Genomic DNA, 24,508 nt, shown 5'->3' on the forward strand with positions numbered 1-24,508 from the left:
CATATGCTTGTAAATAAAGGGGGTGAAAGGTTTTTTAACCGAATTATTTACTTCAATCCTCGTCAGAGGCACCAATGCCGCTTTTTTCCAGCACATCGGCCACCAGCTCCAGGCGCAGCAAGGGATTGTCCAGCGTCATCAGCTGCTGCTTGACCAGGATCGGCAGCGGTAGCAGCTCGGCCCAGCGGTTGGCCACCCAGGCACAATCGTCCAGCTGCTGCGGCGTGGGCTGCAGGCTGTGGTCAGGGTCTTGTGCCCGTGCGCGCAGCTGTTGCAGCACCTGGGCCAGGGCGCGGGCCACAGTGCGCAGATGGTCGGGGATGGCGACCTGCGGGTCATCGGCCAGCAATTGCACATCGGCTACCCACAGACCGTGGGGCAGTTGCCAGCTGCTGGCGATATGAAAGCGCTGTTCTCCCCGGCATTGCAGCTGCATCAGCCCGGGCTGGGAGCTGTCAAGCTGCACGAGCTGGGCCAGCACGCCCTCGGGGTGCAACTGTTCGGGCTGGGCGCCGGGTTTGCGTACCTCCTGCCCGGCTTGCAAGGCCACCACGCCAAACGGTGCCTTGGCCACCTGGCATTTGCGGATCATGTCCAGATAGCGCACCTCGAACACGCGCAGGCTGAGCAGGCCGCCGGGAAACAGCACGGTGCCCAGGGGGAACAGGGGCAGAGAATGCAGGGTGATGCTATCGGTCATGGTGGGCAGCTATCATCCCATGGAACCGGCGCTACCGCCTTTCACTTCTTTGGACTGAACACCTTCCATGCTGTTTGAGATTCTTACCTTTGTGCTGGACATTGTTGTTGGCCTGATCAGCGGCGCCTGTCTGCTGCGCCTGTACATGCAACAGCAGCGGGTGCCGTTCGGCAATCCCGTGGGCCAGCTGGTTTTTGCCCTGACCGACTGGATTGTTCTGCCGCTGCGCAAAGCGTTTTCCAGCAAGGGACGCTGGGATATGCCCAGCCTGCTGGCCGCCATCTTGCTGGTGCTGGTGCAGATGCTGCTGCTGTGGCTGCTCACGGGGGCTGCAGGCTCGGTGTTGGCCTTGCCCTGGCTGGCGCTCTGCGCTCTGGCCAAAGTGGCCTTGTCGGGACTGATGGGGATTTTGCTGGTGTTTGCCATCCTGTCCTGGGTCCAGCCTTATTCGCCGATTGCCGGCGTGCTGCAGCGTCTGTCCGATCCGCTGCTCAAACCGATCCGCAAGTTGGTGCCCCTGGTCGGCAACGTGGATTTCTCGGCCTTGATCGGTCTGATTGCACTGCAGGTGCTGCTGATGGTGCTGACCTATGTGCAGGCCTGGGGCTTGCGCGCCATTGTCAGCACAGGCCTGTAAGCCTGGTCTGAGCATAAAAAAGCGGCCCGCGCAGACAGAATCTGCGCGGGCCGCTTTGTTTTTGCTAGCGCTGTGGCTTATTCCACTGCGTCGGCAGGCAGGCGCTGCAGCATGGCCAGCGAGCTGGAAACGCGGTCGCGCAGTTCGCGGCGGTCCACGATCATGTCAACAGCACCTTTTTCCTGCAGGAACTCGGCGCGCTGGAAGCCTTCGGGCAGCTTGACGCGCACGGTGGTCTCGATCACGCGGGGGCCGGCAAAGCCGATCAAGGCCTTGGGTTCGGCAATCACGATATCGCCCATGAAGGCAAAGCCGGCAGAGACGCCACCCATGGTGGGGTCGGTCAGCACCGAGATGTAGGGCAGGCCTTTTTTGGCCAAGCGGGTCAGCGCCGCATTGGTCTTGGCCATTTGCATCAGTGAGAGCAGGCCTTCCTGCATGCGGGCACCACCGGTGGCCGTAAAGCAGATGAAGGGCACTTTTTGCTCGATGGCGGTTTCCACGCCGCGGGCAAAGCGCTCGCCGACCACGGAGCCCATGGATCCGCCCATGAAGTCGAATTCAAAGCAGGCCACGACCACATTGATGCTCTTGACCGAGCCGCCCATGACGATCAGGGCATCGGTCTCGCCGGTGTTCTCCAGCGCTTCCTTCAGTCGCTCGGGGTACTTGCGGCTGTCCTTGAACTTGAGCGGATCGACAGGAATGACTTCCTGGCCGACTTCGTAACGGCCCTCAGCATCGAGGAAATGGTTCAGGCGCGCGCGCGCGCCAATGCGGTGGTGATGGCCGCAAGTAGGGCAGACGTTCTGGTTCTTTTCCAGATCGGTCTTGTACAGCACGCTTTCGCAGCTGGGGCATTTGATCCACAGACCTTCGGGAATCTGCTGTACGCGTTCCGTCGGGTTGGTCTGCTGGATTTTGGCAGGCAGAAGTTTTTCAAGCCAAGACATGGTTGTTTCCTTTTCAGTTTCCACTGCACTGGGCGCCACCTGCAACCCATGAGAGTGGCGCGGCGCAGGCACTGGCGCAATCCCGGTCAGGGACAGCGAGCAAGGGCCGCCCCGCTGCGAGGCTGTCGTCCCCCTTCAAGGGGGAAGCGGCAATGCCGCTCAGGGGGGAGGCTGATTTCAGGGCAGCATTATGCGTCGAGAGCCTTACGCACACCGCGCAGGAAGTCTATTGCCAGGGGCACGATCTTCTCGTGCGGCTGGTTGTCGAGCAGGTCGATGATGCGGCTGCCGATGATGACGGCATCGGCGACACGGCTGATGGCATGGGCGGTCTGGGCATCGCGGATGCCAAAACCCACGCCCACGGGAATGCTGACATGCTGGCGGATGCGGGGCAGCATGGCTTCCACGGCGGCCGTGTCCAGTGTGCCGGAGCCTGTCACGCCCTTGAGCGAGACGTAGTACACATAGCCGCTGGCCACGCGCGCCACCTGCTGCATGCGCTCTTCGGTGCTGGTGGGGGCCAGCAGGAAGATCAGGTCCATGTCGCGGGCCTTGAGCTTGGCGGCGAACTCTTCGCACTCTTCGGGCGGGTAGTCCACGATCAGCATGCCGTCCACGCCGGACTGGGCGGCTTGGTTGACGAAAGCGTCTTCGCCGTGGATCTGGTCGTAGCGCTCCACCGGATTGGCATAGCCCATCAGCACCACGGGCGTGGTGGTGTTCTTCTGGCGGAACTCGGCCACATAGGCCAGCACCTGCTTGAGACCCACGCCGTTGGCGATGGCGCGGTCGCCCGCGCGCTGGATGGTGGGACCGTCGGCCATGGGGTCGGAGAAGGGAATGCCCAGCTCGATCACATCGGCACCGGCCTCCACCATGCCGTGCATGAGGGAGGGCGTGATGGCAGCGAACGGAAAGCCTGCCGTGACGTAGGGAATCAAGGCCTTGCGGCCTTCGGCCTGCAGTGCGTCAAAAGTGGTGGTGATGCGGCTCATAGCTTGTTGTTTCCTCCCGCAGCGCTGGTGCCGTGGGCTGTCTTGGCGGCGTCATGCGCTGGCCCACCCTTGACGGTGAGGCCGCGCATGGAGGGGCGGTCAAAGTATTCGGCCCCCGAGAGGTCGGCCACGGTACCGATGTCCTTGTCGCCACGACCGGACAGACTGACCAGAATGGATTGGTCGGCACGCATGGTCTTGGCCAGCTTCATGGCATAGGCCACGGCATGGCTGGATTCCAGCGCGGGAATGATGCCTTCGGCGCGGCACAGGTAGTGGAAGGCGTCCAGCGCTTCCTGGTCGGTAATGCCAACGTACTGGGCACGGCCGAGCTCCTGCAGCCAGGCGTGTTCCGGGCCCACGCCGGGGTAGTCCAGGCCGGCGCTGATGGAGTGGGTTTCGGTGATCTGGCCGTTTTCATCTTGCAGGATGAAAGTGCGGTTGCCGTGCAGCACGCCCGAACTGCCTTTTTGCAGCGAGGCCGAGTGCTTGCCACTCTCCAGGCCTTCACCGGCGGCTTCCACGCCGATTAGCTGGGTGTTCTCGTAGGGGATGTATGGGTAGAAGATGCCCATAGCATTGCTGCCGCCGCCCACGCAAGCCACCACGGCGTCGGGTTGCTGATCGGGGCCCAGAAACTCGGGCATCTGCGTCAGGCACTCGTCGCCAATGACTTTCTGGAAGTCGCGCACCATCATGGGATAGGGGTGGGGACCGGCCACCGTGCCAATGATATAAAAGGTGTTGTCCACATTTGCCACCCAATCGCGCATGGCTTCGTTGAGGGCGTCCTTCAAGGTCTTGCTGCCCGATTCCACGGGCACGACGGTGGCGCCCAAGAGCTTCATGCGGTAGACATTGGGGCTTTGACGCTTCACGTCCTCGGCACCCATGTAGACGATGCATTCCAGGCCGTAGCGGGCGCAGATGGTGGCCGTGGCCACGCCGTGCTGACCGGCACCGGTCTCGGCAATGATGCGCGGCTTGCCCATGCGCTTGGCGAGCATGGCCTGGCCGATCACATTGTTGATCTTGTGGGCGCCGGTGTGGTTGAGGTCCTCGCGCTTGAGATAGATCTGCGCGCCGCCCATCTCGCGCGACATGCGCGAGGCGTGATAGACGGGCGAGGGACGGCCTACATAGTGGGCCAGCTCGGACTGGAACTCGGCAATGAAGGCCGGGTCGTTTTGGTACTTGGCATAGGCCTCGCGCAGCTCGACAAGGGCGTGGGTCAGGGTTTCGCTGGCAAAGCTGCCACCGTAGTGGCCGAAGTGGCCGTGGGCGTCGGGGAATTGGTATTCAAACATGTGTCGTCTGCAAATTTGGGGCATCCGCTGCGCGCACGGCAGCGATGAAGCGGTGAATCTTGTGGGCGTCCTTGATGCCCTTGAGTGGCTTGCCATCGGGGCCGTCGGCCTCGACACCAGAGCTCACATCAACGGCCAGCGACAGCCCGCGAGGGCGCACTTGCAAGATGCCATCGGTCACGTTTGCAGGCGTGAGTCCACCAGACAAAACGAGGTGAGAGGCGACGCTTGTTGGCAGGAGTGACCAATTGAATGTTTTTCCGCCTCCGCCATAACCGTCGACATGGGCGTCGAGCAGGATGGCCTGGGCTTGTGAATATCGTTGGGCATATTCTACGAGGTCGAACTGCTTGGCGTCATCCCCAAGGGGTATGCGGGCGGCCCGCATCCATGCCCGGGTAGCCTGGGTGGCTGTCTGGCATTGCTCGGGCGATTCATCACCGTGAAATTGCACGCAAGCGCCCGGTATTTCTGCGCAAGCAGCTATCACATTGAAAGCAGTCTCGTTGACGAACAACAGCACGGGCGTGACAAAAGGCGGCAGGCGCCTGGCCAGCTCGGCGGCGCGTGCCACCGATACGGCGCGCGGGCTTGGGGCGTAGAGCACAAAGCCTATGGCGTCTGCTCCGGCGGCCACGGCGGCATCCACGTCCTCTTCGCGGGTGAGGCCGCAGATCTTGATTCGGGTTCGGTGCTGTGTGCTGTGCATGGCGTCAGGGCAGCCAGTCATAGGCCGCCGTACGGGTGGGCAGGCCCCATTTTTCCTCATACATGGGGCCGAGGAAATAAAGACCATCCGGTGCGAAGGTGGGGGCGGCGGCATCGCGCGAGCGGGCATCCAGCACCTGCTGCATCCACTCGGGCGGGCATTGCTTCTGGCCGATATTGATCAGGCAGCCCATGATGTTGCGCACCATGTGGTGCAGGAACGCGCTGCCGTCAAACTCGAAACGCCAGTAGCAACATTCCATGGGCTCGTCGCCGGGGCGCATGGCGCTGGCCGCTGCCTGAGAGCCGCCGCTGATCAGGCGGCGCGTGATGCGGATGTCGTACAGCGTCTTGACCGGGCTCTTGGCCTGGCAGGCCGAGGCGCGAAACGAGCTGAAGTCGTGTTCGCCCAGCAGGTAGCTGGCCCCTTGCTGCATGGCCTCGCCATCAAGAGGGTAGAACATCCAGCCCACGCGGCCGGCTTCCACGCTGGGGCGCACGGGCGACTGCAGCAGCACATAGGCGTAGCGGCGGCCGGTGGCGCAAAAGCGCGAGTGAAAGTCTTCAGCGACGGGGTGAGCCCATTGCACGGCGATATCGGGCGGCAGAAAGGTGTTGGTGCCGCGCACCCAGGAATAGGGGGCACGCTCCAGCTCGGTGTCAAAGTGCACCACCTGCATGAGGCCGTGGACGCCGGCATCGGTGCGGCCGGCGCAGACGGTGGAGACTTTTTCAGTAGCAAAGCGGCCCAGGGCCGCTTCGAGTTTGTCTTGTACGGTGTTGCCTGAGGACTGGCTTTGCCAGCCGTTGTAGGCCTGACCGTTGTAGCTGACGCCAAGAGCTATGCGCATGGCAATGCCCCTGGCGCGGGGTTCAAATACATCAAATTTCAACCAATCTGGGAGAGCAGGCTCTGGGCCTTGGTCTTGAGATCGCCGTGGGCTTCGGCAATCACTTCTTCTATCAGTGTACGCGCACCGTCCGCATCGCCAATGGCATTGAATTCCTCGGCCAGGGCCAGCTTGGTGGCCAAGGGGTCTTCAGGTGCAGTCGGCGCGGCAGCCACTGCGGTCAGCGCGGGGCTGGAGGCGGGGCCACCGCCCAAATCCAGGCTCAGACCGCCAAGATCGAAGTCCATGATATGGCTGTTGGCAACCGGGTCTTTGGCTGGCTCCAGAGGCTGCTGTTCGGTTGCGCGCTCTTCGGTCAGGCCAGGAGCGCGGGTTTCTGCTGCGGGCGCGGTCTGTGGCAGGGTGAAGCTGTCCAGATCGAATTCCAGCGCGTCCAGCGAGGTGGCGGCAAAAGCCTGGCTGTTGTCGGCGGGCGCGGTCGGTGGCGTGAAGGCCTCCATTGCCGAAAAATCCATGTTCAGGCTGTTGTCGGCAGTGGGTGCGGCCGGTGTGGGCAGGCTTGCCACAGGGGGCTGGGCTGCGGGCCGGGAGTCGCTGAACTCCAGAGCGTCAAAGTCCTGAGCGCTGGGCTGAGGAATATGGGCTTCCATAGGCATTGGCTGCGACGAAAGACTGGCATCGGCCAGACCGCCGGGCAGATCCAGGTCCATGCCCAGATCCATGTCCAACGGCAAGGTGGCAGGGCCTTCACGGTCATCGTGGGGTGGCTGATAGCCGGACTGACGCGTCTGGTGGGCGGCAGCCAAGCCGGCGGCTCCCGCAGCCGTCACTGCCGTGGCGGCCGCAACGCGGCCCATCTGAGTCGATGCGGGTTCGGTCGCCGAGAACTGGGAGGGCATGAACGCCTGAGCACTGGCTGCGGAGCGGGGCTGGGGGCTGCCGCCGGGCTGGTAGAGGGCGTTGTCGGGATCGAGGATGCGGCCTTGATCGGACAGACGCTGCCATTCCACACCCTGGCCTTGGGTCAGGGCGTAGACATGGTTGGCCGTTGCCTCAAAAGACAGGCGGTCGTGGCGCTTGGCATAGATCTCGCCCAACTTTTGATGCAGGGCCAGGCGATTCGGAGTGCTGCGCAGCGCTTCCTTGAGGATTTCCTCGGCCTGCAGATCACGGCCGTAGGCCAGGTACACATCGGCTTCGGCCAGGGGGTCCACATCGCCGGCGTCGAGCTGGCTGGGTGAGTAATGCATGGAATGGCCCGACATCTGGCTGCTGATGCCGGTATCCACGCGCTGGCCGCCGCTGCTGCCAAAAAAGGAGTCGAGTCGGCTGTCGATCAGCGTGCTGTCGCCCGTGACGGCTGCAGCCTTGCGGCGCTGTGCCACGCGGTAGCCGCCATAACCGAGCAGCATGGCCAGAATGGCCGCACCTGCCAGCGGGATCGTGGGGTCTGCCAGCAGGTTGTCGATAAAACCGGGTTCGGCCGGGGCGGGAGCTGGTGCCGCCACGGGGGCAGGCTTGGGCGCAGGCGTCGCCGTTGGCGCGCTACCGTCAGTGGCGGCTGCATTACCGGCAGGTGCTGCATTTCCGGTAGCTGCAGTCGCAGATGGATCCTGGGCTACAGCCGGTTTGGTGCCTTCTGTTGCGGCGGTGGTCGGCGCAGCAGGGTCTGCAACTGCTCCAGTGGCAGGAACACCGTCGGGCTTGCTTGCCGCGGCAATCTGGTTCAGTTCGGCGATATTGCGCTTGAGCTCATCGACACGGTTGGACTGGTCTGCCGATTGCTTTTGCTGGGCCAGCTTCTCGTCCTCGGCCACGGCTTTGACGGCGCCCTTGGACAGGGTGAGCTTGTCGGGAGCGGCCGTGCCGGGCTTGGCATCCTGCACCTGAGCTTGGACCTGGCCCGACGCCGTGCGGCTTGCCGCTTCCACGGGCACTGCTGGCGCAGCGCCTGCCAGCAGGCGGCGGAACTCGTTGAAGTCGCGCGACTGGGCCGCCAGGATCTGGCGTGCTTCGCGCGGCGATGTGGCCTTGGCCGCTCCTGCGTCGGGCATTTCGATCACGGCGCCGCTGCGCATCTGGTTCACGTTGTCGTTGACAAATGCCTGCGGACTGCTGCGCAGCATGGCGACCAGCATCTGATCGAGGGAAACGCCTGCGGGACGATAGCGGGCAGCCAGTCGGCTGGCGGTGTCGCCTGGCTTGATCTTGATGCTCTTCTCGCCCGAAGCCGGTGCAGCTGGTGAAGCCGTTTCCGCTGCGCGCTTGCGCGGGGTATTTTCCTCGCTGCCGCGCTTGTTGCGCAAAGAGGAGGCTGCGGCGCGCTCGATTGGCCGCTCTGCAGCCAGCGGTGGGATGGGGCGGGGACGAGGGGCCACTTCAGGAGCCGAGGTCTGGGCTGCTGCCGTGACGACGGGAGCCGGGCGGCGGGCGGCGGGCGGGTCCAGCAGCAGGGTGTAACTGCGCTGCAGATTGCCGGACGTCCAGTTGGCATCGATGACCAGATCAATAAAAGGATCGTTGACCGGCTGGAAGCTGCTCAGCTGGAGCACGGCCGTGCCATTGGCGCGCTTTTGCACCTTGATGCGCACGGAGCTGGCAATGCCTGAGTACTCCACGCCCTGGGAACGGAAAGCAGCTGGCGAGGCAATGCTGGCCTGCAGATTGTCGGCTTCGGCAGAGGTCAGCTGAGGAATCTCGACTTCGGCGCGCAGCGGTTCGCCGAGGGCGGACTGTACGGTGATACGGCCCAGTGCGAGTGCCCATGCGTTAGAGGAAGTTAAGCCTGAGAAGGCAAGGGTCGCAGCGGCGAGCGCAGAGAGTTTCCAGCGTTGCATAGGGCATCAAGCGTTGATATGTGCAATCGGGCGAGCAATCTTTTTCTTTTGGCCAGACTCATCCATGCACATTTGTAATTGAAATTTACCCGGTTTCAAAGAGAGTCTCGTTGAGCCGGGTACGTGGTTTGCATTGTCAACCACGCTATCGCATTGTGAGCAAAAGCCTGGTAGGTGAAACAGAGGAATGTTGCCGAATGGCAACGAGATACAAGCCAGTGTATCGGTGCTGGCTGCTGTGCAGCGGTGCAGATGGAGCCGGCAGAGTCAAAGCCTGGGCTGTTTCTGCCATGTTACATGGCTGAGATTGTGCCGCAGCGGCGGCCAAGTCAAGAAAAAGCGCCATGCATCTGGACGATGACATGGCGCTGTTTGTGCTGGCTCAAATCCGCGTGGCGAATCAGAGCCTAGCCCGGATGGGCATCAGATGGTTGGAGGCAGCAATCAGGCGGCCAGCAAAATGCGTAGCATGCGGCGCAGAGGCTCGGCAGCGCCCCACAGCAGCTGGTCGCCGATCACGAAGGCCGACACATACTCTGGGCCCATATTGAGCTTGCGCACGCGGCCCACAGCCACTTCCAGGCCGCCGGTGGTGGCGGCTGGCGTCAATTCCTTGACGGTCAGAGCACGCTCGTTGGCCACGAACTTCACCCAGGGGTTGCCGTTCTTGATCAGTGCTTCGATCTCCTCGAGAGGCAGATCCTTCTTGAGCTTGAGCGTCAGGGCCAGGCTGTGGCAGCGCATGGCGCCGATGCGCACGCACAGGCCGTCCACGGGGATGGTGGCTTCGGTGCCGAGGATCTTGTTGACTTCGGCCTGGCCCTTCCACTCTTCCTTGGACTGGCCGTTGTCCAGCTGGGCGTCGATCCAGGGGATCAGGCCGCCGGCCAGAGGGGCGCCGAAGAATTCGGTGGGCACGTCTTCGCGGATGGTGGTGGCAACCTTGCGGTCGATTTCCAAAATCGCGGAAGCCGGCGTGGCCAGCTCGTCGGCCACGGCAGCGTGGACCACGCCCATGCCCTTGAGCAGTTCGCGCATATGGTTGGCGCCGCCGCCCGATGCCGCCTGGTAGGTCATGGAGGAGACCCACTCCACCAGACCGGCCTTGAACAGGCCGCCCAGGCCCATCAGCAAGATGGAGTTGGTGCAGTTGCCGCCAATCCAGTTCTTGCCGCCAGCGGCCAGCTTGGTCTTGATCAGGTCGTCGTTGACGGGGTCCAGCACGATGACGGCGTTGTCTTCCATGCGCAGCGAAGATGCGGCATCAATCCAGTGGCCATTCCAGCCGGCGGCGCGGATCTTGGGGAATACGTCCTTGGTGTAGTCACCGCCCTGGCAGGTGATGATGACGTCGCACTTTGCCAGTTCGGCGATGTCGTTGGCATCCTTGAGCTGGGTGTGGGTCTTGGCCATGGCCGGAGCCTTGCCGCCGGCATTGGAGGTGGAGAAGAACACAGGCTCGATCAGCTCGAAGTCGCCTTCGGCTTGCATGCGGTCCATCAGCACGGAACCGACCATGCCGCGCCAGCCCACCAAACCCACTAGTTGCTTGCTCATTTGAAACGCCCTTTCAGTATTGAAAACAGTAGCTTGAGACTGCTTCGTCCGGCTCGTCTGGCCGGAAAGGGCGCACGACGAACCGGGCTGGGTCAGCCGGTAATCGTCTTAATGGTGATTGCGCACGCGTCCACACCGGCTTGAGCAGCAGGTGTTGTGATTTCAGTGATGAAAAGGCGTGTGGCAAACATAAGTGCAGTGATTCTAGCCAATCTGCTGAAATCACTCTTCGTTAAAAATGATAAATGTATTCGTCAATTCGACGAAAAATCTATATTAATTTTGACGTTTTGCTGATTTATGCCTTGAAACCGCATCAATCAGCACGGTGGTCCCGCTGCTGCTGAACGGAGGGGCGCCTATGCGCCCATCCGTTCAGCGGTGCCTGAGCCTTATACCGAGGCCAGAGCCTTGACCACGGCGTCGCCCATCTGGGCGGTGCTGACCTTGGTCGTGCCTTCGCTGTAGATGTCGGCGGTGCGCAGGCCGTCGGCCAGCACTTGTTGCACGGCAGCTTCGATCTTCAGAGCGGCCGCTTCCTGGCCCAGGCTGAAGCGCAGCATCATGGCGGCGCTCAGGATGGTGGCCAACGGATTGGCGATGCCCTTGCCGGCGATGTCGGGGGCCGAGCCGTGGCTGGGTTCGTACAGGCCTTGCTTTTTGTCGTTCAGCGATGCCGAGGGCAGCATGCCGATGGAGCCGGTCAGCATGGAGGCTTCGTCGGAGAGGATGTCGCCGAACATATTGCCGGTGACCACCACGTCAAAGCGCTTGGGTTCCTTGACCAGCTGCATGGCCGCGTTGTCCACGTACATATGGTCCAGCGCCACATCGGGGTATTGCTTGGCGACTTCGGTGACCACGTCCTTCCACAGCTGGAAGGTTTCCAGCACATTGGATTTGTCCACGCTGGTCACGCGCTTGTCGCGTTTTTGGGCGGCCTGGAAGGCCACGTGGGCAATGCGCTCGATCTCGGGGCGCGAGTAGCGCATGGTGTCGAAAGCTTCTTCGGAACCGGGGAAATGACCGTCCGGTGCCGTGCGGCGGCCGCGTGGCTGGCCGAAATAGATGTCGCCCGTCAACTCGCGGATGATCAGGATGTCCAGGCCGGCAACCAGCTCGGGCTTCAAGCTGGAGGCGTGCGTCAGTTCCTTGTAGCAGATGGCGGGACGGAAGTTGGCGAACAGGCCCAGCGCCTTGCGCAGGCCCAGAATGGCTTGCTCGGGGCGCAGAGGGCGGTCCAGCGTGTCGTACTTCCAGTCGCCCACGGCGCCGAACAGAATGGCGTCCGCTTCCTGGGCCAGCTTCAGCGTGGCGGGAGGCAGAGGGTGGCCAGAAGCCTCGTAACCTGCGCCGCCCACGGGGGCGGTTTCCATTTGCAGGTCCAGGTTCAGAGCGTTCAGAACCTTGACGGCTTCCGCAATGATTTCTGGGCCAATGCCGTCTCCGGGCAGAACTGCGATCTTCATGATGTTCCTTTTAATTTAATAGCTGCTTACGCCCATTATTCATAGACTTCAGATTCAATCGATCTTGAAAATGAAGAATTCAATGCGCTAGCAGCTCATTTATTGATAGTTACTTCTGAACCAGAGTGTGTGCCAGCCAGGGCTTGGTGGCCAGACGCTCGGCTTCGAAGGCCTTGATCTTGTCCTCATGGCGCAGCGTGAGGCCGATATCGTCAAAGCCGTTGAGCAGGCAGTACTTGCGAAAAGCGATCACGTCGAAAGGAGTCTCTTCGCCCTGGGGGCGAACAATGACCTGGCGCTCCAGATCGATGGTCAGCTCGTAGCCGGGGAAGGCATGGACGGCGTTGAACAGCTCTTCGATCACGGCTTCGGGCAAGACGATGGGCAGCAGGCCGTTCTTGAAGCAGTTGTTGAAGAAGATGTCGGCAAAGCTGGGGGCCAGCACGGCGCGAAAACCGTATTGATCCAGCGCCCAGGGAGCATGCTCGCGGCTGGAGCCGCAGCCGAAGTTGTTGCGCGCAATCAGGATGGATGCGCCTTTGTAGCGCGGCTGGTTGAGCACGAAGTCGGGGTTGGGCTTGCGATCCGATTCGGGCACGCCGGGCTGGCCGGGCTGGTCCAGATAGCGCCATTCGTCAAACAGGTTCACGCCAAAGCCGGTCTTCTTGATCGACTTGAGGAACTGCTTGGGGATGATGGCGTCGGTATCGACGTTTTCGCGGTCCATGGGGGCGACAAGGCCCTTGTGCACGGTGAATTTTTGCATGGCAGTCTCAGTGTTCTGGGGTCAGCGCGTCGCTGCGCGCTCAAGGGCGTTACCGGCCTTTTGCACGTCCTGGCCGAAGCCCTGGACGGTGTTGCAGGCCGCCAGCGTGAAGGCCAAGCCAATCAGGAGGATCGAGATAGAAGGCTTCATGGTAGCTCTGGCTGCACAAAGATGTTTAGGCGAACTTGCGGATATCGACAAAGTGGCCGTGGATGGCGGCTGCAGCAGCCATGGCCGGGCTGACCAGATGGGTGCGGCCACCGGCGCCTTGTCGGCCTTCGAAGTTGCGGTTGCTGGTGGAGGCGCAGCGCTCGCCGGGCTCCAGACGGTCGGCATTCATGGCCAGGCACATGCTGCAACCGGGTTCGCGCCATTCAAAGCCGGCGGCCTTGAAGATCACGTCCAGGCCTTCGCGCTCGGCCTGCTCCTTGACCAGGCCAGAGCCGGGCACCACCATGGCCAGCTTGATGTTGCGTGCCACTTTCTGGCCCAGTTTCTTGACCACGGCAGCGGCTTCGCGCATGTCTTCGATGCGGCTGTTGGTGCAGGAACCGATGAAGACCTTGTCCACAAAGATGTCGTTCAAAGGCTTGCCGGGCTCCAGCGCCATATAGGTCAGGGCGCGCTCGATGGCGCCGCGCTTGTTGCTGTCCTTTTCCTTGTCGGGATCGGGCACGCAGGCGTCGATGCCCAGCACCATCTCGGGCGAGGTGCCCCAGGTGACCTGAGGCACGATGTCGGCGCCGTTCAATTCCACCACGCGGTCGAATTTCGCATCGGCGTCGGAGTGCAGCGTCTTCCAGTAGGCGACGGCGGCATCCCACTCGGCACCCGTGGGGGCCAGGGGGCGGCCCTTGACGTAGTTGATGGTCTTTTCGTCAACGGCCACCAGGCCGGCGCGCGCACCGGCTTCGATGGCCATGTTGCAGACGGTCATGCGGCCTTCGATGGACAGGTCGCGGAAGGCTTCGCCCGCGAACTCGATGGTGTAGCCCGTGCCGCCGGCCGTGCCGATCTTGCCGATTACGGCCAGCACGATGTCCTTGGCGGTCACGCCGGGGGCAACCTTGCCGTTGACCAGCACCTGCATGTTCTTGGCCTTCTTGGCCAGCAGCGTCTGCGTGGCCATCACGTGCTCGACTTCCGATGTGCCTATGCCGTGGGCCAGCGCGCCGAAAGCACCGTGGGTGGAGGTGTGGCTGTCGCCGCAGACCACGGTCATGCCGGGCAGGGTTGCGCCTTGCTCGGGGCCCATGACGTGAACAATGCCCTGGCCCTTGTCCATGAAGGGGAAGAAGGCGGCCGAGCCAAACTCGGCAATATTGCTGTTGAGCGTGACGATCTGCTCTTTGCTGATCGGGTCGTCGATACCGTCATAGCCACGCTCCCAGCCGGTGGTGGGCGTGTTGTGGTCGGCAGTGGCCACCACGGAGCTGATGCGCCACAGCTTGCGGCCGGCCACGCGCAGGCCTTCAAAGGCCTGGGGACTGGTCACTTCATGGACCAGATGCCGGTCGATGTAGAGGATGGAGGTGCCGTCTTCTTCAGTATGGATGACGTGCTCGTCAAAAATCTTGTCGTAGAGGGTGCGTCCCATGGTTGTCTCGTGGTCGTTGGGTAATCGTGGAGAAAGCTTGTACGGCGTAAGCGCGTCAAGCCGGGCTATGTGTTGTTGTCGCTGCGCCTGCTGGGCACAGGTGTTCCACCAGCAAGCGTGTGGTCACGGGCAGGGCTTCAAAGTCGCGGGCCACCACACGCAGTTCGCGGCGGGCCCAGTCATCGCTCAGGTGCACGGCGCGCAAATGGCCGACGCCATGCATCAGCTCGAAAGCGCGGTCAGGCAGCAGGCCAATGCCCAGGCCGTTGTCGATCATGCGGCACATGGCGTCCAGGCTGGTGACCTGGATGCGCTGGTGCAGCGCATGGCCGGCGGTGGCCGCAGCAGCGCGCATGGTCAGGCTGATGGAGGAGCCGGCGTGCAGGCTGACGATGTCCCATTCCAGCACTTCGGCAAAGGCCACGCTTTCGCGTTCGGCCAGCGCATGCTGCTCGGGCACGACGACGACCAGCCTGTCCTCGCGGTAGGCGCGGTGCTGCAGCTGCACATTGCCCTGGCTCAGTTGTACGGTGGTCTGGGTGGCGGAGGTTGCGCCGTTGTTGCCCAAAGTGCAGATGCCGATGTCGGCCGTGCCTTCGGCCACGGCGCTGAGCACGTCGGGGCTCAGATGCTCCTGCAGATCAATCTTGATCTGGTTGTGCTCGCGGGCAAAAACGCCCAGGTCTTCGGGCAGAAACTGCACGATGGCCGACATATTGGCGTGAATGCGCACATGGCCGCGCACGCCGTCGGCGTACTCGCTGAGCTCGCCCTGCATGCGCTCCAAGCCATACAGCACATTGCGTGCATGGTGCAGCAGGCTCTCGCCAGCGGGCGTCAGCGTCACGCCGCGGCTGTGGCGGTACAGCAGGGCGGTATCGACGGTGGCTTCGAGATCGGACAGGCGCTTGCTCACGGCCGAGGCGGCGATGAACTCACGCTCGGCGGCGCGGCCTATGCTGCCCAGTTCGCAGACGGCAACAAACAGCTGCAGGGAGGTGAGGTCTATGCGCCGTGCAAAACTGCGCTCTGAATTCTTCATGGTGGGGCTTTAGTCTTCTCGTTTAGAGAAGTTGTGTGTATTTTTACCGATAAATTATCGTTTATCCATCTTCAAGCACGATGCCTTGCTGGGTAATGGGTCATGATTTTACGATGAGCTACCTGCTGTTTGGCGATGACTTGCTTGTGCTGCTGCGGCCGCGGTATCACCTTTAATTTCATAGCTGAAAGCGCTGGACCTGATTGAGTTGGTGCGGGATTTCAAGCCTGTTTCATGAGGCAGGGCACACAAAGCTGAAACAAGCTGTGAATCCTCGGTAAAGTGGTCTGCTGCCTTAGGCATATGCTGCAAAAATGTGAGTTATGACCGCTACCTTCCCTCCGCCGCCGGATCGCCCGGAATCCCTGGCCTGCCCTGCAGGCACCCAAGTGAACCCGCGCCAGGCCAAGCCTGCGGCCTGCTGGATGACGATCTCTCTGTCCTTGGTTCTGTCCCTGGGCTCTGTCGCTTTCATGCCGGCGCAGGCCAAGGGCAAGACGGCGGTCAATGCCAAGGCCAATGCTTCCAGTGCTTCCCGCTCATCGGCCAAACCTGCCGCCAAGCCCGGCAAGGCCGCAGCCAAACCGGTCGTCAAGCCTGGGGCACGGGATACCGCTGCGCAAGGCCATAGCCGCAAAGGCAAGCCGGCGCGCGGTAGCCGTGCCGCCGTGGCTGGCGCCGCTGCCGTAGGTGCAGCCGCAGCCGTGGCAGGTCCAACAGGCCTGGAGCAATGGACGCCCGCCAAACCTGCGAGCACGCCGAATGCCGCAGCGCCGGACGAGGCCAGAGACATCGCCGCCTTGCGCCAGGCCGTGGCCGCAGGCGACGCCAAGGCCCAGTACGCATTGGGTTCGCGCTATCGCTTTGGTAGAGGCCTGCCCCAGGATCTGTCGCAGACCGTGCAGCTATATCAAAAGTCGGCAGAGCAGGGCTTTGCGCCTGCCCAGTCGGATCTGGGCGTGTTGTATGCCAACGGGCGTGGCGTGGTGCGCAACGATGCGTTGGCTGCCCAGTGGTATGGCAAGGCAGCCCAGCAAGGCGATGGCATTGCCCAGAACAATCTGGGTCTGATGTATGCCGAAGGCCGCGGTGTGGCCAAGGATGAGGCGCGCGCCCTGGAGTGGTTTCAACGTTCGGCGGAAAGCGGTGAGGCCACGGGTCAGTACAGTCTGGGCGTGATGCTGTCTGGCGGCCGCGGCACCAAGGAAGATGGCAAGGCGGCGCTGCGCTGGTTCGAAAAAGCGGCGGAGCAAGGCCTGGTCGATGCCCAGTACAACGTGGGCATGATTTATGCCGAAGGCGTGGTTGTGCCCCAGGATCTGGGCCGTGCTGCGCAGTGGATGGAGAAAGCCGCCAAGCAGGGCAATGCCTCGGCACAGTCCACGCTGGGCTTTCTCTATGCCAACGGCCAGGGCGTGCCGCAGGATATGGGCCGTGCAGCCCAGTGGTTTGAGCGCTCGGCCAAGCAGGGCTATACGTTGGCCCAGTCCAATCTGGCGGCGGTCTATGCCAGCGGCCAGGGAGTGGAGAAGAGCGCGGAGCAGGCCTATTTCTGGCTGCTGGTGGCCCAGCTCAAAGATCCTTCGCTGCAATCGCGCCTGCAAGCGGCGCAGCAGGAGCTCAAGCCTGTAGATCGTGTGCGCGTGCAGCGCAAGGCGCAGCAGTGGAAGCCGGTCAAAGAATCCTGAGTCTTATCTGATTCAAATTCGATAGCGGTCAGCGCTTTGCGGATATAGAAAAAGCCCGTAAATCACCTGAAATTAGGTGGCTTACGGGCTTTTTGCTACCGTTTGGGAATCGGTTTAGCTGAAGAAGCTCTTCAGGCGATCCGTCCAGCTTTCGCCGCTGGGCGAGTGCTTGGAGCCGCCTTTTTTCAGCGACTCATCGAGTTCCTTGAGCAGCTTGCGCTGGTGCTCGGTGAGCTTGACCGGCGTTTCCACCACGATGTGGCAATACAGATCGCCGGGGTAGCTGGAGCGAATGCCCTTGATGCCCTTGCCGCGCAGACGGAACTGCTTGCCGGCCTGCGTGCCTTCGGGGATGTCAATTGCAGCCTTGCCTTGCAGCGTGGGCACTTCAATCTCGCCACCCAGGGCGGCGGTGATGAAGCTCACCGGCACATTGCAGTGCAGATCGTCGCCGTCGCGCTCAAAGATATCGTGGTCCTTGATGCGGATCTCGATATACAGATCGCCCGCCGGTCCCCCGTTGGTGCCTGGCTCGCCGTTGCCGGCGGAGCGAATGCGCATGCCGTCGTCGATGCCGGCAGGAATCTTCACTTCCAGCGTCTTCTGGCGCTTGACCTTGCCCTGGCCGCCGCAGCTGGTGCAGGGCTCGGGAATGATCTTGCCGGTGCCGCGGCAGTGCGGGCACGATTGCTGCACGCTGAAAAAGCCCTGGCGCATCTGAACGCTGCCCATGCCGTTGCAGGTGGAGCAGGTCTTGGCGCTGGTGCCTGGCTTGGCGCCGCTGCCGTGGCAGTTGTCGCAGTTGTCCCAGCTGGGAATGCGAATTTGCGCATCCTTGCCCTTGGCGGCTTCTTCCAGGCTGATTTCCATGGAATAGCTCAGATCGTTGCCGCGGTAGACCTGACGGCCACCACCGGCCCGGCCGCCACGGCCCTGGCTGAACATATCGCCAAAGATATCGCCAAAAGCTTCGGCAAAACCGCCAAAGCCTTCGCCGCCACCCATGCCTCGGTTGGGGTCCACACCCGCGTGGCCGTACTGGTCGTAGGCCGCACGTTTCTGGCCGTCCGAAAGCATCTCGTAAGCCTCTTTGACTTCCTTGAACTGCTCTTCGGCCTCTTTGGCCTTTTCACCCTGGTTGCGGTCGGGGTGGTGCTTCATCGCCAGTTTGCGATAAGCCTTCTTGATTTCTTCGTCCGAGGCGTTTTTGGCAACGCCCAGAACTTCGTAATAGTCGCGTTTGGACATGTTGGTTTCCGGTCGGATAGAACAGGAACGCCGCGCCAGCCCCTTGTCAGAGTCTGGCGCGGCGGCAAGTGGTCAGTGCTCAGGCAACAACCAGCCCGCGCTTAGTCCTTCTTGACTTCCTTGACTTCGGCGTCGACCACGTTGTCGTCGGCCGCGGCGGAGGATGCACCGGTGGCGCTGGCTGCACTGGCAGCGGAGGCTTGCGCACCGCCGGCAGCGGCTTGTGCGTCGGCATACATCTTCTCGCCCAGCTTCTGGCTGGTGGTCATCAAAGCCGTGGTCTTGGCGTCGATGGCGTCCTTGTCCTCGCCCTTCAAGGCTTCTTCGAGTTCCTTCACGGAAGCTTCGATGGCCGACTTCTCAGCGGCATCGAGCTTGTCGCCGTGCTCGGCCAGGCTCTTGGTCACGCTGTGGACGGCAGCTTCACCCTGGTTCTTGGCTTGCACCAGTTCCAGTTTCTTCTTGTCGTCGGCGGCGTTGAGTTCGGCGTCCTTGACCATCTTCTGGATTTCTTCATCCGACAGGCCGGAGTTGGCCTTGATGGTGATCTTGTTTTCCTTGCCGGACGCTTTGTCCTTGGCAGAGACGTTCAAGATACCGTTGGCGTCGATGTCGAACGTCACTTCGATCTGAGGGATGCCACGGCCCGAAGGTGGGATGCCTTCCAGGTTGAACTCGCCCAGCAGCTTGTTGCCCGAAGCCATTTCGCGCTCGCCCTGGAACACCTTGATGGTCACGGCGGGTTGGTTGTCTTCGGCCGTCGAGAAGGTCTGTGCGAACTTCGTAGGAATGGTCGTGTTCTTGGTGATCATCTTGGTCATGACGCCGCCCAGGGTTTCGATACCCAGAGACAGAGGAGTCACGTCCAGCAGCAGCACGTCGGAACGCTCGCCACCCAGCACCTGGCCTTGCACGGCAGCACCCACGGCCACGGCTTCGTCAGGGTTCACGTCCTTGCGGGGTTCCTTGCCGAAGAATTCCTTGACCTTTTCCTGCACCTTGGGCATGCGGCTCATACCGCCGACCAGGATGATGTCATCGATGTCGGAGACGGAGATGCCTGCATCCTTGATGGCCGTGCGGCAAGGAGCGATGGTGCGCTCGATCAGCTCTTCCACCAGCGATTCCAGCTTGGCGCGCGTCAGCTTGATGTTCAGGTGCTTGGGACCCGAAGCGTCAGCCGTGATGTAGGGCAGGTTGATGTCGGTCTGGGCCGAGTTCGACAGTTCGATCTTGGCCTTTTCGGCAGCTTCCTTCAGGCGTTGCAGGGCCAGCACGTCCTTGGACAGGTCAACGCCTTGTTCCTTCTTGAACTCGGAGATGATGTACTCGATGACGCGTTGGTCGAAGTCTTCGCCGCCCAGGAAGGTGTCGCCATTGGTCGACAGCACTTCGAACTGCTTTTCGCCGTCCACGTCGGCGATTTCGATGATGGAAACGTCGAACGTACCACCACCCAGGTCATACACGGCCACCTTGCGGTCGCCCTTGCCAGCCTTGTCCAGGCCAAAGGCCAGAGCCGCAGCGGTAGGCTCGTTGATGATGCGCTTGACTTCCAGACCGGCGATGCGGCCAGCGTCCTTGGTGGCCTGGCGCTGAGCGTCGTTGAAGTAGGCGGGCACGGTGATGACGGCCTCGGTCACGGGCTCGCCCAGGAAGTCCTCGGCGGTCTTCTTCATCTTGCGCAGCACTTCGGCGCTGATCTGGGGGGCGGCCAGCTTCTGGTCGCGCACTTGCACCCAGGCGTCGCCGTTGTCGGCCTTGACGATCTGGAAGGGCATCAGAGCGATGTCTTTTTGCACTTCGGCTTCGTCAAACTTGCGACCGATCAGACGCTTGGCAGCGTAGATGGTGTTTCGGGGGTTGGTGACGGCCTGGCGCTTGGCGGATGCGCCGACCAGGATTTCGCCGTCTTCTTGATAGGCAACGATGGAAGGTGTGGTGCGAGCGCCTTCGCTGTTCTCGATCACACGTGTGGTGTTGCCGTCCATGATGGCCACGCAGCTATTGGTGGTGCCCAGGTCAATACCGATAATTTTTCCCATGTTTTTCTCCGTAATTTGTTGAATATTTGCTTGATTAGTCACTTGTGGGCGTTGCGGGCGGCTTCAAGAGCCGTCACTCACAAATTTGTGCTGCGCCGCACAAGTTACCTGGCGCCGCTTTAGCTCTGGGCCACTGTCACCAGGGCGGGGCGCAGAATGCGGTCGGCAATCATGTAGCCTTTTTGCAGCACGCTCACCACGGTGTTGGCGGGCTGCTCGGCAGGCACCATGCTGATGGCCTGGTGATAGTGAGGGTCGAACTTCTCGCCGGCGGCCGGGTTGATGGCGATGACCTTGTTGCGCTCCAGGGCCTGCGTCAGCTGGCGCAAGGTAGCGTCGGCGCCTTCGCGCAGTTGCTCGGGCGTAGCGTTCTGGATGCCCAGAGCGGCGTCCAGGCTGTCGCACACGGGCAGCAGGCTTTCGGCAAAGCTTTCGATGCCGAACTTGCGGGCCTTGCTCACGTCGTCATCGGCGCGGCGGCGCACATTCTCGGCTTCGGCCTTGGCGCGCAGGTACTGGTCGGCCAGTTCGCTGCTCTTGGCTTTGAGTTCTTCCAGCTCGGCCTTCAGACGTTCCACCTCGTCCGAAGCATTGGCGGCCATGGCAGCCTCGATTTCCTCGGGGGCTGCGTCGTGCAAAGGGTTGAGTTTGTTGTTTTCAGACATAGTCAGAGGGCTTCAATCAAGTAACTAAAGACGATTCCTTCACCAGATAGGCATAGCAGGCACAATTTCAAGCCTTGCCAGGGTGATGGGGCGCGCAGTTGTCAGCTGCCGTGCTGCGACTGCATTCCAGAAGGTCTCTGGTGAGGTTACCCCGGCAGCAACACCGGGTTTATGCGGCCTCAAGTGTACAGACACTGGACGGGTACGCTAGAATCTAACGTTTTGCCTTGCCGCACCACTACAAGACGCAGTGGGCGGCGTTTTCCCAAAAGGAGTTGTGATGCGTCATTACGAAATCATTTTGTTGATCCATCCGGATCAGAGCGAGCAAGTTCCCGCCATGCTGGAACGCTACAAGGGCATGATTGCCGCTGGTGGCGGTAAGGTGCATCGCGAAGAAGACTGGGGCCGTCGTCAGCTGGCTTACATGATCAACAAGCTCGCCAAGGCTCATTACATGTGCCTGAACATCGAAGCCGACCAGGCTGTGATGGCTGAACTGGAACATGCCTTCAAGTTCAACGATGCAGTGCTGCGTCACCTGACTGTTCAAAAGAAGAAGGCTGATACAGCTCCTTCCTCCATGATGAAGACGGTTGAGCGCGAAGAAGCACGCAAGGCTAATCAAGCCGAGCACGCCTAAGCATCAAGTAACTCTGAAGGAGTGCAAAACCACGTTGCTTTGACGGGAACCCTCGCCGAGCTGAATGCTCTGCGTTACACCCCCGCCGGATTGCCTGCCCTTGATTTGCGTATCGAACACAGTTCGCAGCAACAGGAAGCCGGCAGTGCACGCAACGTGATGGCATCTGTCAAGGCTGTGGCCTTTGGTCCGCTGGCTGAAAAGCTGGCCCGCCAGGCACCGGGTAGTCAATGGAGCTTTCAAGGCTTTCTGGCAACTCCGCGTAACACCAAGATGCTGGTTCTGCACATTCAGGACATTCAACAAAACTAATTTTCAAGAGGTCCAGCAATGGCCACGTTCAAGAAATTCAACAAGGACAAGCGTCCTAAGCGCAACACCCAGTCGCTGCTGTTCAAGCGCAAGCGCTTCTGCCGCTTCACCGTCGCCAACGTCGAAGAAATCGACTACAAGGATGTGGACACCCTGCGTGACTTCATCGGCGAAAACGGCAAGATTGTGCCCGCACGTCTGACTGGTACACGCGCCATCTATCAACGTCAGTTGAACACTGCCATCAAGCGCGCTCGCTTCCTGGCTCTGGTTCCTTACTCTGACCAGCACAAGATCTAAGGAGCACGAACATGCAAATCATTCTGCTCGACAAGGTTGTTAACCTGGGTAACCTGGGCGATATCGTCAAGGTCAAGGACGGCTACGCTCGCAACTTCCTGATTCCTACGGGCTCTGCTCGCCGCGCCACGGCTGCTGCCAAGGCTGAATTCGAAGCCAAGCGCGTGGAACTGGAAAAGGCTGCTGCTGAAAAGCTGGCTGCTGCCCAAGCCCTGAGCGAAAAGCTCAACGGCGCTGCTGTGAAGATCACGCAAAAGGCTGGCGTTGATGGCCGTTTGTTCGGTTCCATCACCAATGCCGACATCGCTGAAGAACTGGTCAAGGCCGGCTTCCCAGTGAACAAGTCGCAAGTGCGTATGCCTAACGGTCCTCTGAAGATGGTTGGCGACGCTACTGTCGTGGTGGCTCTGCACACTGATGTGGCTGCAGAAGTCTCCGTGTCGGTGTACGGCGACCACTCCTAATCCCTGAAGTTTCTTCAGCGATGACAAAAAGCCGCCTTCGGGCGGTTTTTTGTTTTTGGCGGCAATATCTTGCGCCTGTTTTTATAGTCACCCTGGAGTGACTAAGCTTCTGCCTCCCGCTACGATGCAAGGCTGTCTCTAGGAATTTCATGTCGTCTGTAATGCCCCCGCTTGATCTTGATGATGCTTTCGCGCCGGTGCCGCCCATCGCGGACCAGCAGGTGGCGCAGCTGCGCGTGCCGCCGCACTCCATGGAGTCCGAATCCAGCGTGCTCGGCGGTCTGCTGCTCGATAACAGTGCCTGGGAGCGGGTAGGTGACTTGCTGGGTGGGGGTGACTTCTACCGCCACGAGCACAAGCTGATTTACGAGGCGATTGCCAAGCTGATCAATGCCAGCAAGCCTGCAGACGTGATTACGGTGTACGAGCACCTGCAGGGCATGGGCAAGGCCGAGGAAATCGGTGGCCTGCTGTATCTGAACCAGCTGGCCCAATATGTGCCCAGCGCCACCAATATCCGCCGCTATGCGGAAATCGTGCGCGAGCGCGGCATCTTGCGCAAGCTGGTAACTGCCAGCGATGACATTGCCACCAATGCCTTCAATCCGCAGGGCAAGACGGTGGAGCGGATTCTGGACGAGGCCGAACAGAAGATTCTGGCCATCGGCGAAGAAGGCTCGCGCATGAAGCAGGGCTTTCAGTCGCTTGACACCCTGGTGGTGGACTTGCTGGACCGGGTTCAGGAGATGGCCGACAACCCCATGGACGTGACCGGCGTGCCCACGGGCTTTGTCGACCTGGATCGCATGACCTCGGGTCTGCAGGCCGGTGACCTGGTGGTGCTGGCGGCGCGTCCCTCCATGGGTAAGACCTCGTTTGCGGTGAATATTGCCGAGCATGTGGCGCTTAACGAAGGCCTGCCGGTTGCCATCTTCTCCATGGAAATGGGGGCGGCCCAGCTGGCCGTGCGTATCGTGGGTTCCATCGGCCGCGTCAACCAGGGCAATTTGCGCACTGGCAAGCTCAACGACGATGAGTGGCCGCGTCTGACCGAGGCCATTGAGCGCCTGCGCACTGTGTCGCTGCACATTGACGAGACGCCTGGCCTCTCGCCCACCGAGCTGCGTGCCAACGCCCGTCGTCTGGCGCGCCAGTGCGGCAAGCTGGGTCTGATCGTGGTCGACTATTTGCAGCTGATGAGCGGTTCGGGCTCGGCCGCCAGCTCGGACAATCGGGCGACGGAGCTGGGTGAAATCTCCCGGGGCTTGAAGATGCTGGCCAAGGAGCTGCAATGCCCGGTGATTGCACTGTCCCAGCTCAATCGCTCGGTGGAGCAGCGCACCGACAAGCGCCCCATGATGTCCGACCTGCGCGAATCGGGCGCCATCGAGCAGGATGCTGACATCATAATGTTCATCTACCGTGACGACTATTACAACAAAGAGTCCAAGGAGCAGAACATTGCCGAGGTCATCATCGGCAAGCAGCGTAACGGCCCCACGGGCACCTGCAAGCTCTACTTCCAGAAGAACCAGACGCGCTTCGAGAATCTGGCTGCCGGCTACGGCAGCGACGAGTATTAAAAAGCATAGCTGCTAGCGTAGTGCTTCAAAGGATTTCAGATTGTTTTCATTCTGAAGTCTATGATTGCTGTGCGCTGATAGCTCATTAATTTACATCCATAAAAAAGCCCGCAAGGCATGATGCCTGCGGGCTTTGGC

The 24,508-nt window shown here is 61.3% G+C and carries 23 protein-coding genes; 7 read left to right on the forward strand and 16 right to left on the reverse strand.

All coding sequences use genetic code 11. The features are described 5' to 3' along the window. Positions 1–52: 52 nt before the first annotated feature. Positions 53–700: an LON peptidase substrate-binding domain-containing protein gene (locus EAO39_RS05900; protein ID WP_120966585.1), complete on the reverse strand. Its 648-nt coding sequence runs from the start codon at positions 698–700 to the stop codon at positions 53–55. A gap of 67 nt (positions 701–767) precedes the next feature. Here EAO39_RS05900 and EAO39_RS05905 point away from each other — a divergent pair, with 67 nt between their 5' ends. Next, complete coding sequence (locus tag EAO39_RS05905) at positions 768–1,337, forward strand: YggT family protein (RefSeq protein ID WP_120966586.1); 570 nt, start codon at positions 768–770, stop codon at positions 1,335–1,337. A gap of 77 nt (positions 1,338–1,414) precedes the next feature. Here the strand turns inward: EAO39_RS05905 and accD are convergent, their stop codons facing one another. The 12 genes from accD to EAO39_RS05970 form a co-directional block, all read right to left on the reverse strand. Continuing rightward, positions 1,415–2,290 (reverse strand): acetyl-CoA carboxylase, carboxyltransferase subunit beta, encoded by an 876-nt coding sequence (gene accD, locus EAO39_RS05910; protein ID WP_120966587.1) that lies wholly within the window; start codon positions 2,288–2,290, stop codon positions 1,415–1,417. Between the two features lie 188 nt (positions 2,291–2,478). Continuing rightward, positions 2,479–3,288 carry a tryptophan synthase subunit alpha gene (gene trpA / locus EAO39_RS05920; protein WP_120966589.1) on the reverse strand — a complete coding sequence of 270 codons (810 nt, stop codon included), beginning with the start codon at positions 3,286–3,288 and terminating at the stop codon, positions 2,479–2,481. Further along, positions 3,285–4,595, reverse strand: coding sequence for a tryptophan synthase subunit beta (trpB, locus tag EAO39_RS05925; protein WP_120966590.1), 1,311 nt, complete (start codon positions 4,593–4,595; stop codon positions 3,285–3,287). The genes trpA and trpB overlap by 4 nt, the downstream gene beginning before the upstream one ends. After that, complete coding sequence (locus tag EAO39_RS05930; protein WP_205589352.1) at positions 4,588–5,325, reverse strand: phosphoribosylanthranilate isomerase; 738 nt, start codon at positions 5,323–5,325, stop codon at positions 4,588–4,590. The genes trpB and EAO39_RS05930 overlap by 8 nt, the downstream gene beginning before the upstream one ends. Further along, complete coding sequence (gene truA, locus EAO39_RS05935) at positions 5,309–6,154, reverse strand: tRNA pseudouridine(38-40) synthase TruA (RefSeq protein WP_120970746.1); 846 nt, start codon at positions 6,152–6,154, stop codon at positions 5,309–5,311. Before truA ends, EAO39_RS05930 begins: the two co-directional genes overlap by 17 nt. A 38-nt stretch (positions 6,155–6,192) precedes the next feature. Further along, on the reverse strand, positions 6,193–8,991 hold the full coding sequence (locus EAO39_RS05940) for a FimV/HubP family polar landmark protein (RefSeq protein WP_120966591.1): 2,799 nt from the start codon (positions 8,989–8,991) through the stop codon (positions 6,193–6,195). Between the two features lie 444 nt (positions 8,992–9,435). Continuing rightward, entirely contained in the window at positions 9,436–10,548 is a 1,113-nt protein-coding gene (gene asd, locus EAO39_RS05945) for an aspartate-semialdehyde dehydrogenase (RefSeq protein ID WP_120966592.1), read from the reverse strand. A gap of 392 nt (positions 10,549–10,940) precedes the next feature. Next, positions 10,941–12,017 (reverse strand): 3-isopropylmalate dehydrogenase, encoded by a 1,077-nt coding sequence (gene leuB, locus EAO39_RS05950; RefSeq protein WP_120966593.1) that lies wholly within the window; start codon positions 12,015–12,017, stop codon positions 10,941–10,943. Between the two features lie 109 nt (positions 12,018–12,126). After that, entirely contained in the window at positions 12,127–12,783 is a 657-nt protein-coding gene (gene leuD / locus EAO39_RS05955) for a 3-isopropylmalate dehydratase small subunit (RefSeq protein WP_120966594.1), read from the reverse strand. A 21-nt stretch (positions 12,784–12,804) separates the two neighbouring features. After that, a complete protein-coding gene (locus EAO39_RS05960; protein ID WP_120966595.1) occupies positions 12,805–12,933 on the reverse strand; it encodes an entericidin A/B family lipoprotein in 129 nt (42 codons plus the stop codon). A gap of 25 nt (positions 12,934–12,958) precedes the next feature. Beyond that, positions 12,959–14,380, reverse strand: a complete 1,422-nt coding sequence (gene leuC, locus EAO39_RS05965; protein WP_120966596.1) for a 3-isopropylmalate dehydratase large subunit — start codon at positions 14,378–14,380, stop codon at positions 12,959–12,961. A gap of 55 nt (positions 14,381–14,435) precedes the next feature. Continuing rightward, entirely contained in the window at positions 14,436–15,422 is a 987-nt protein-coding gene (locus tag EAO39_RS05970; RefSeq protein ID WP_120966597.1) for a LysR substrate-binding domain-containing protein, read from the reverse strand. A 323-nt stretch (positions 15,423–15,745) separates the two neighbouring features. On the opposite strand from EAO39_RS05970, the gene EAO39_RS05975 reads away from it, so the two are divergent. Continuing rightward, positions 15,746–17,110, forward strand: a complete 1,365-nt coding sequence (locus EAO39_RS05975) for a tetratricopeptide repeat protein (protein ID WP_346427103.1) — start codon at positions 15,746–15,748, stop codon at positions 17,108–17,110. Between the two features lie 114 nt (positions 17,111–17,224). Here the strand turns inward: EAO39_RS05975 and dnaJ are convergent, their stop codons facing one another. From dnaJ to grpE, 3 genes are all read right to left on the reverse strand, one after another. Then, a complete protein-coding gene (gene dnaJ, locus EAO39_RS05980) occupies positions 17,225–18,358 on the reverse strand; it encodes a molecular chaperone DnaJ (protein WP_120966598.1) in 1,134 nt (377 codons plus the stop codon). 101 nt (positions 18,359–18,459) lie between these two features. Continuing rightward, positions 18,460–20,403 carry a molecular chaperone DnaK gene (gene dnaK / locus EAO39_RS05985; RefSeq protein ID WP_120966599.1) on the reverse strand — a complete coding sequence of 648 codons (1,944 nt, stop codon included), beginning with the start codon at positions 20,401–20,403 and terminating at the stop codon, positions 18,460–18,462. 119 nt (positions 20,404–20,522) lie between these two features. Beyond that, positions 20,523–21,068: a nucleotide exchange factor GrpE gene (gene grpE / locus EAO39_RS05990; protein ID WP_120966600.1), complete on the reverse strand. Its 546-nt coding sequence runs from the start codon at positions 21,066–21,068 to the stop codon at positions 20,523–20,525. A gap of 280 nt (positions 21,069–21,348) precedes the next feature. Here grpE and rpsF point away from each other — a divergent pair, with 280 nt between their 5' ends. The 5 genes from rpsF (at position 21,349) to dnaB (ending at position 24,370) form a co-directional block, all read left to right on the forward strand. Next, positions 21,349–21,711 carry a 30S ribosomal protein S6 gene (gene rpsF, locus EAO39_RS05995; protein WP_120966601.1) on the forward strand — a complete coding sequence of 121 codons (363 nt, stop codon included), beginning with the start codon at positions 21,349–21,351 and terminating at the stop codon, positions 21,709–21,711. A gap of 21 nt (positions 21,712–21,732) precedes the next feature. Beyond that, a complete protein-coding gene (gene priB / locus EAO39_RS06000; protein WP_120966602.1) occupies positions 21,733–22,023 on the forward strand; it encodes a primosomal replication protein N in 291 nt (96 codons plus the stop codon). An 18-nt stretch (positions 22,024–22,041) separates the two neighbouring features. Further along, on the forward strand, positions 22,042–22,323 hold the full coding sequence (gene rpsR, locus EAO39_RS06005) for a 30S ribosomal protein S18 (RefSeq protein ID WP_120966603.1): 282 nt from the start codon (positions 22,042–22,044) through the stop codon (positions 22,321–22,323). An 11-nt stretch (positions 22,324–22,334) separates the two neighbouring features. Beyond that, positions 22,335–22,787 carry a 50S ribosomal protein L9 gene (gene rplI, locus EAO39_RS06010; RefSeq protein WP_120966604.1) on the forward strand — a complete coding sequence of 151 codons (453 nt, stop codon included), beginning with the start codon at positions 22,335–22,337 and terminating at the stop codon, positions 22,785–22,787. Positions 22,788–22,936: 149 nt separating this feature from the next. Continuing rightward, positions 22,937–24,370: a replicative DNA helicase gene (gene dnaB, locus EAO39_RS06015; RefSeq protein WP_120966605.1), complete on the forward strand. Its 1,434-nt coding sequence runs from the start codon at positions 22,937–22,939 to the stop codon at positions 24,368–24,370. Positions 24,371–24,508 lie beyond the last annotated feature (138 nt).

Origin of the sequence: Comamonas sp. lk, from assembly GCF_900564145.1 — a bacterium.
Classification (GTDB): Bacteria; Pseudomonadota; Gammaproteobacteria; order Burkholderiales; family Burkholderiaceae_C; genus Comamonas.

What these genes read in the sequence shown, in the direction of transcription:
- EAO39_RS05900 (WP_120966585.1), bottom strand. Translation starts at nt 700, where the DNA reads ATGACCGATAGCATCACCCTGCATTCTCTGCCCCTGTTCCCCCTGGGC.
- EAO39_RS05905 (WP_120966586.1), top strand. Translation starts at nt 768, where the DNA reads ATGCTGTTTGAGATTCTTACCTTTGTGCTGGACATTGTTGTTGGCCTG.
- accD (WP_120966587.1), bottom strand. Translation starts at nt 2,290, where the DNA reads ATGTCTTGGCTTGAAAAACTTCTGCCTGCCAAAATCCAGCAGACCAAC.
- trpA (WP_120966589.1), bottom strand. Translation starts at nt 3,288, where the DNA reads ATGAGCCGCATCACCACCACTTTTGACGCACTGCAGGCCGAAGGCCGC.
- trpB (WP_120966590.1), bottom strand. Translation starts at nt 4,595, where the DNA reads ATGTTTGAATACCAATTCCCCGACGCCCACGGCCACTTCGGCCACTAC.
- EAO39_RS05930 (WP_205589352.1), bottom strand. Translation starts at nt 5,325, where the DNA reads ATGACTGGCTGCCCTGACGCCATGCACAGCACACAGCACCGAACCCGA.
- truA (WP_120970746.1), bottom strand. Translation starts at nt 6,154, where the DNA reads ATGCGCATAGCTCTTGGCGTCAGCTACAACGGTCAGGCCTACAACGGC.
- EAO39_RS05940 (WP_120966591.1), bottom strand. Translation starts at nt 8,991, where the DNA reads ATGCAACGCTGGAAACTCTCTGCGCTCGCCGCTGCGACCCTTGCCTTC.
- asd (WP_120966592.1), bottom strand. Translation starts at nt 10,548, where the DNA reads ATGAGCAAGCAACTAGTGGGTTTGGTGGGCTGGCGCGGCATGGTCGGT.
- leuB (WP_120966593.1), bottom strand. Translation starts at nt 12,017, where the DNA reads ATGAAGATCGCAGTTCTGCCCGGAGACGGCATTGGCCCAGAAATCATT.
- leuD (WP_120966594.1), bottom strand. Translation starts at nt 12,783, where the DNA reads ATGCAAAAATTCACCGTGCACAAGGGCCTTGTCGCCCCCATGGACCGC.
- EAO39_RS05960 (WP_120966595.1), bottom strand. Translation starts at nt 12,933, where the DNA reads ATGAAGCCTTCTATCTCGATCCTCCTGATTGGCTTGGCCTTCACGCTG.
- leuC (WP_120966596.1), bottom strand. Translation starts at nt 14,380, where the DNA reads ATGGGACGCACCCTCTACGACAAGATTTTTGACGAGCACGTCATCCAT.
- EAO39_RS05970 (WP_120966597.1), bottom strand. Translation starts at nt 15,422, where the DNA reads ATGAAGAATTCAGAGCGCAGTTTTGCACGGCGCATAGACCTCACCTCC.
- EAO39_RS05975 (WP_346427103.1), top strand. Translation starts at nt 15,746, where the DNA reads ATGACCGCTACCTTCCCTCCGCCGCCGGATCGCCCGGAATCCCTGGCC.
- dnaJ (WP_120966598.1), bottom strand. Translation starts at nt 18,358, where the DNA reads ATGTCCAAACGCGACTATTACGAAGTTCTGGGCGTTGCCAAAAACGCC.
- dnaK (WP_120966599.1), bottom strand. Translation starts at nt 20,403, where the DNA reads ATGGGAAAAATTATCGGTATTGACCTGGGCACCACCAATAGCTGCGTG.
- grpE (WP_120966600.1), bottom strand. Translation starts at nt 21,068, where the DNA reads ATGTCTGAAAACAACAAACTCAACCCTTTGCACGACGCAGCCCCCGAG.
- rpsF (WP_120966601.1), top strand. Translation starts at nt 21,349, where the DNA reads ATGCGTCATTACGAAATCATTTTGTTGATCCATCCGGATCAGAGCGAG.
- rpsR (WP_120966603.1), top strand. Translation starts at nt 22,042, where the DNA reads ATGGCCACGTTCAAGAAATTCAACAAGGACAAGCGTCCTAAGCGCAAC.
- rplI (WP_120966604.1), top strand. Translation starts at nt 22,335, where the DNA reads ATGCAAATCATTCTGCTCGACAAGGTTGTTAACCTGGGTAACCTGGGC.
- dnaB (WP_120966605.1), top strand. Translation starts at nt 22,937, where the DNA reads ATGTCGTCTGTAATGCCCCCGCTTGATCTTGATGATGCTTTCGCGCCG.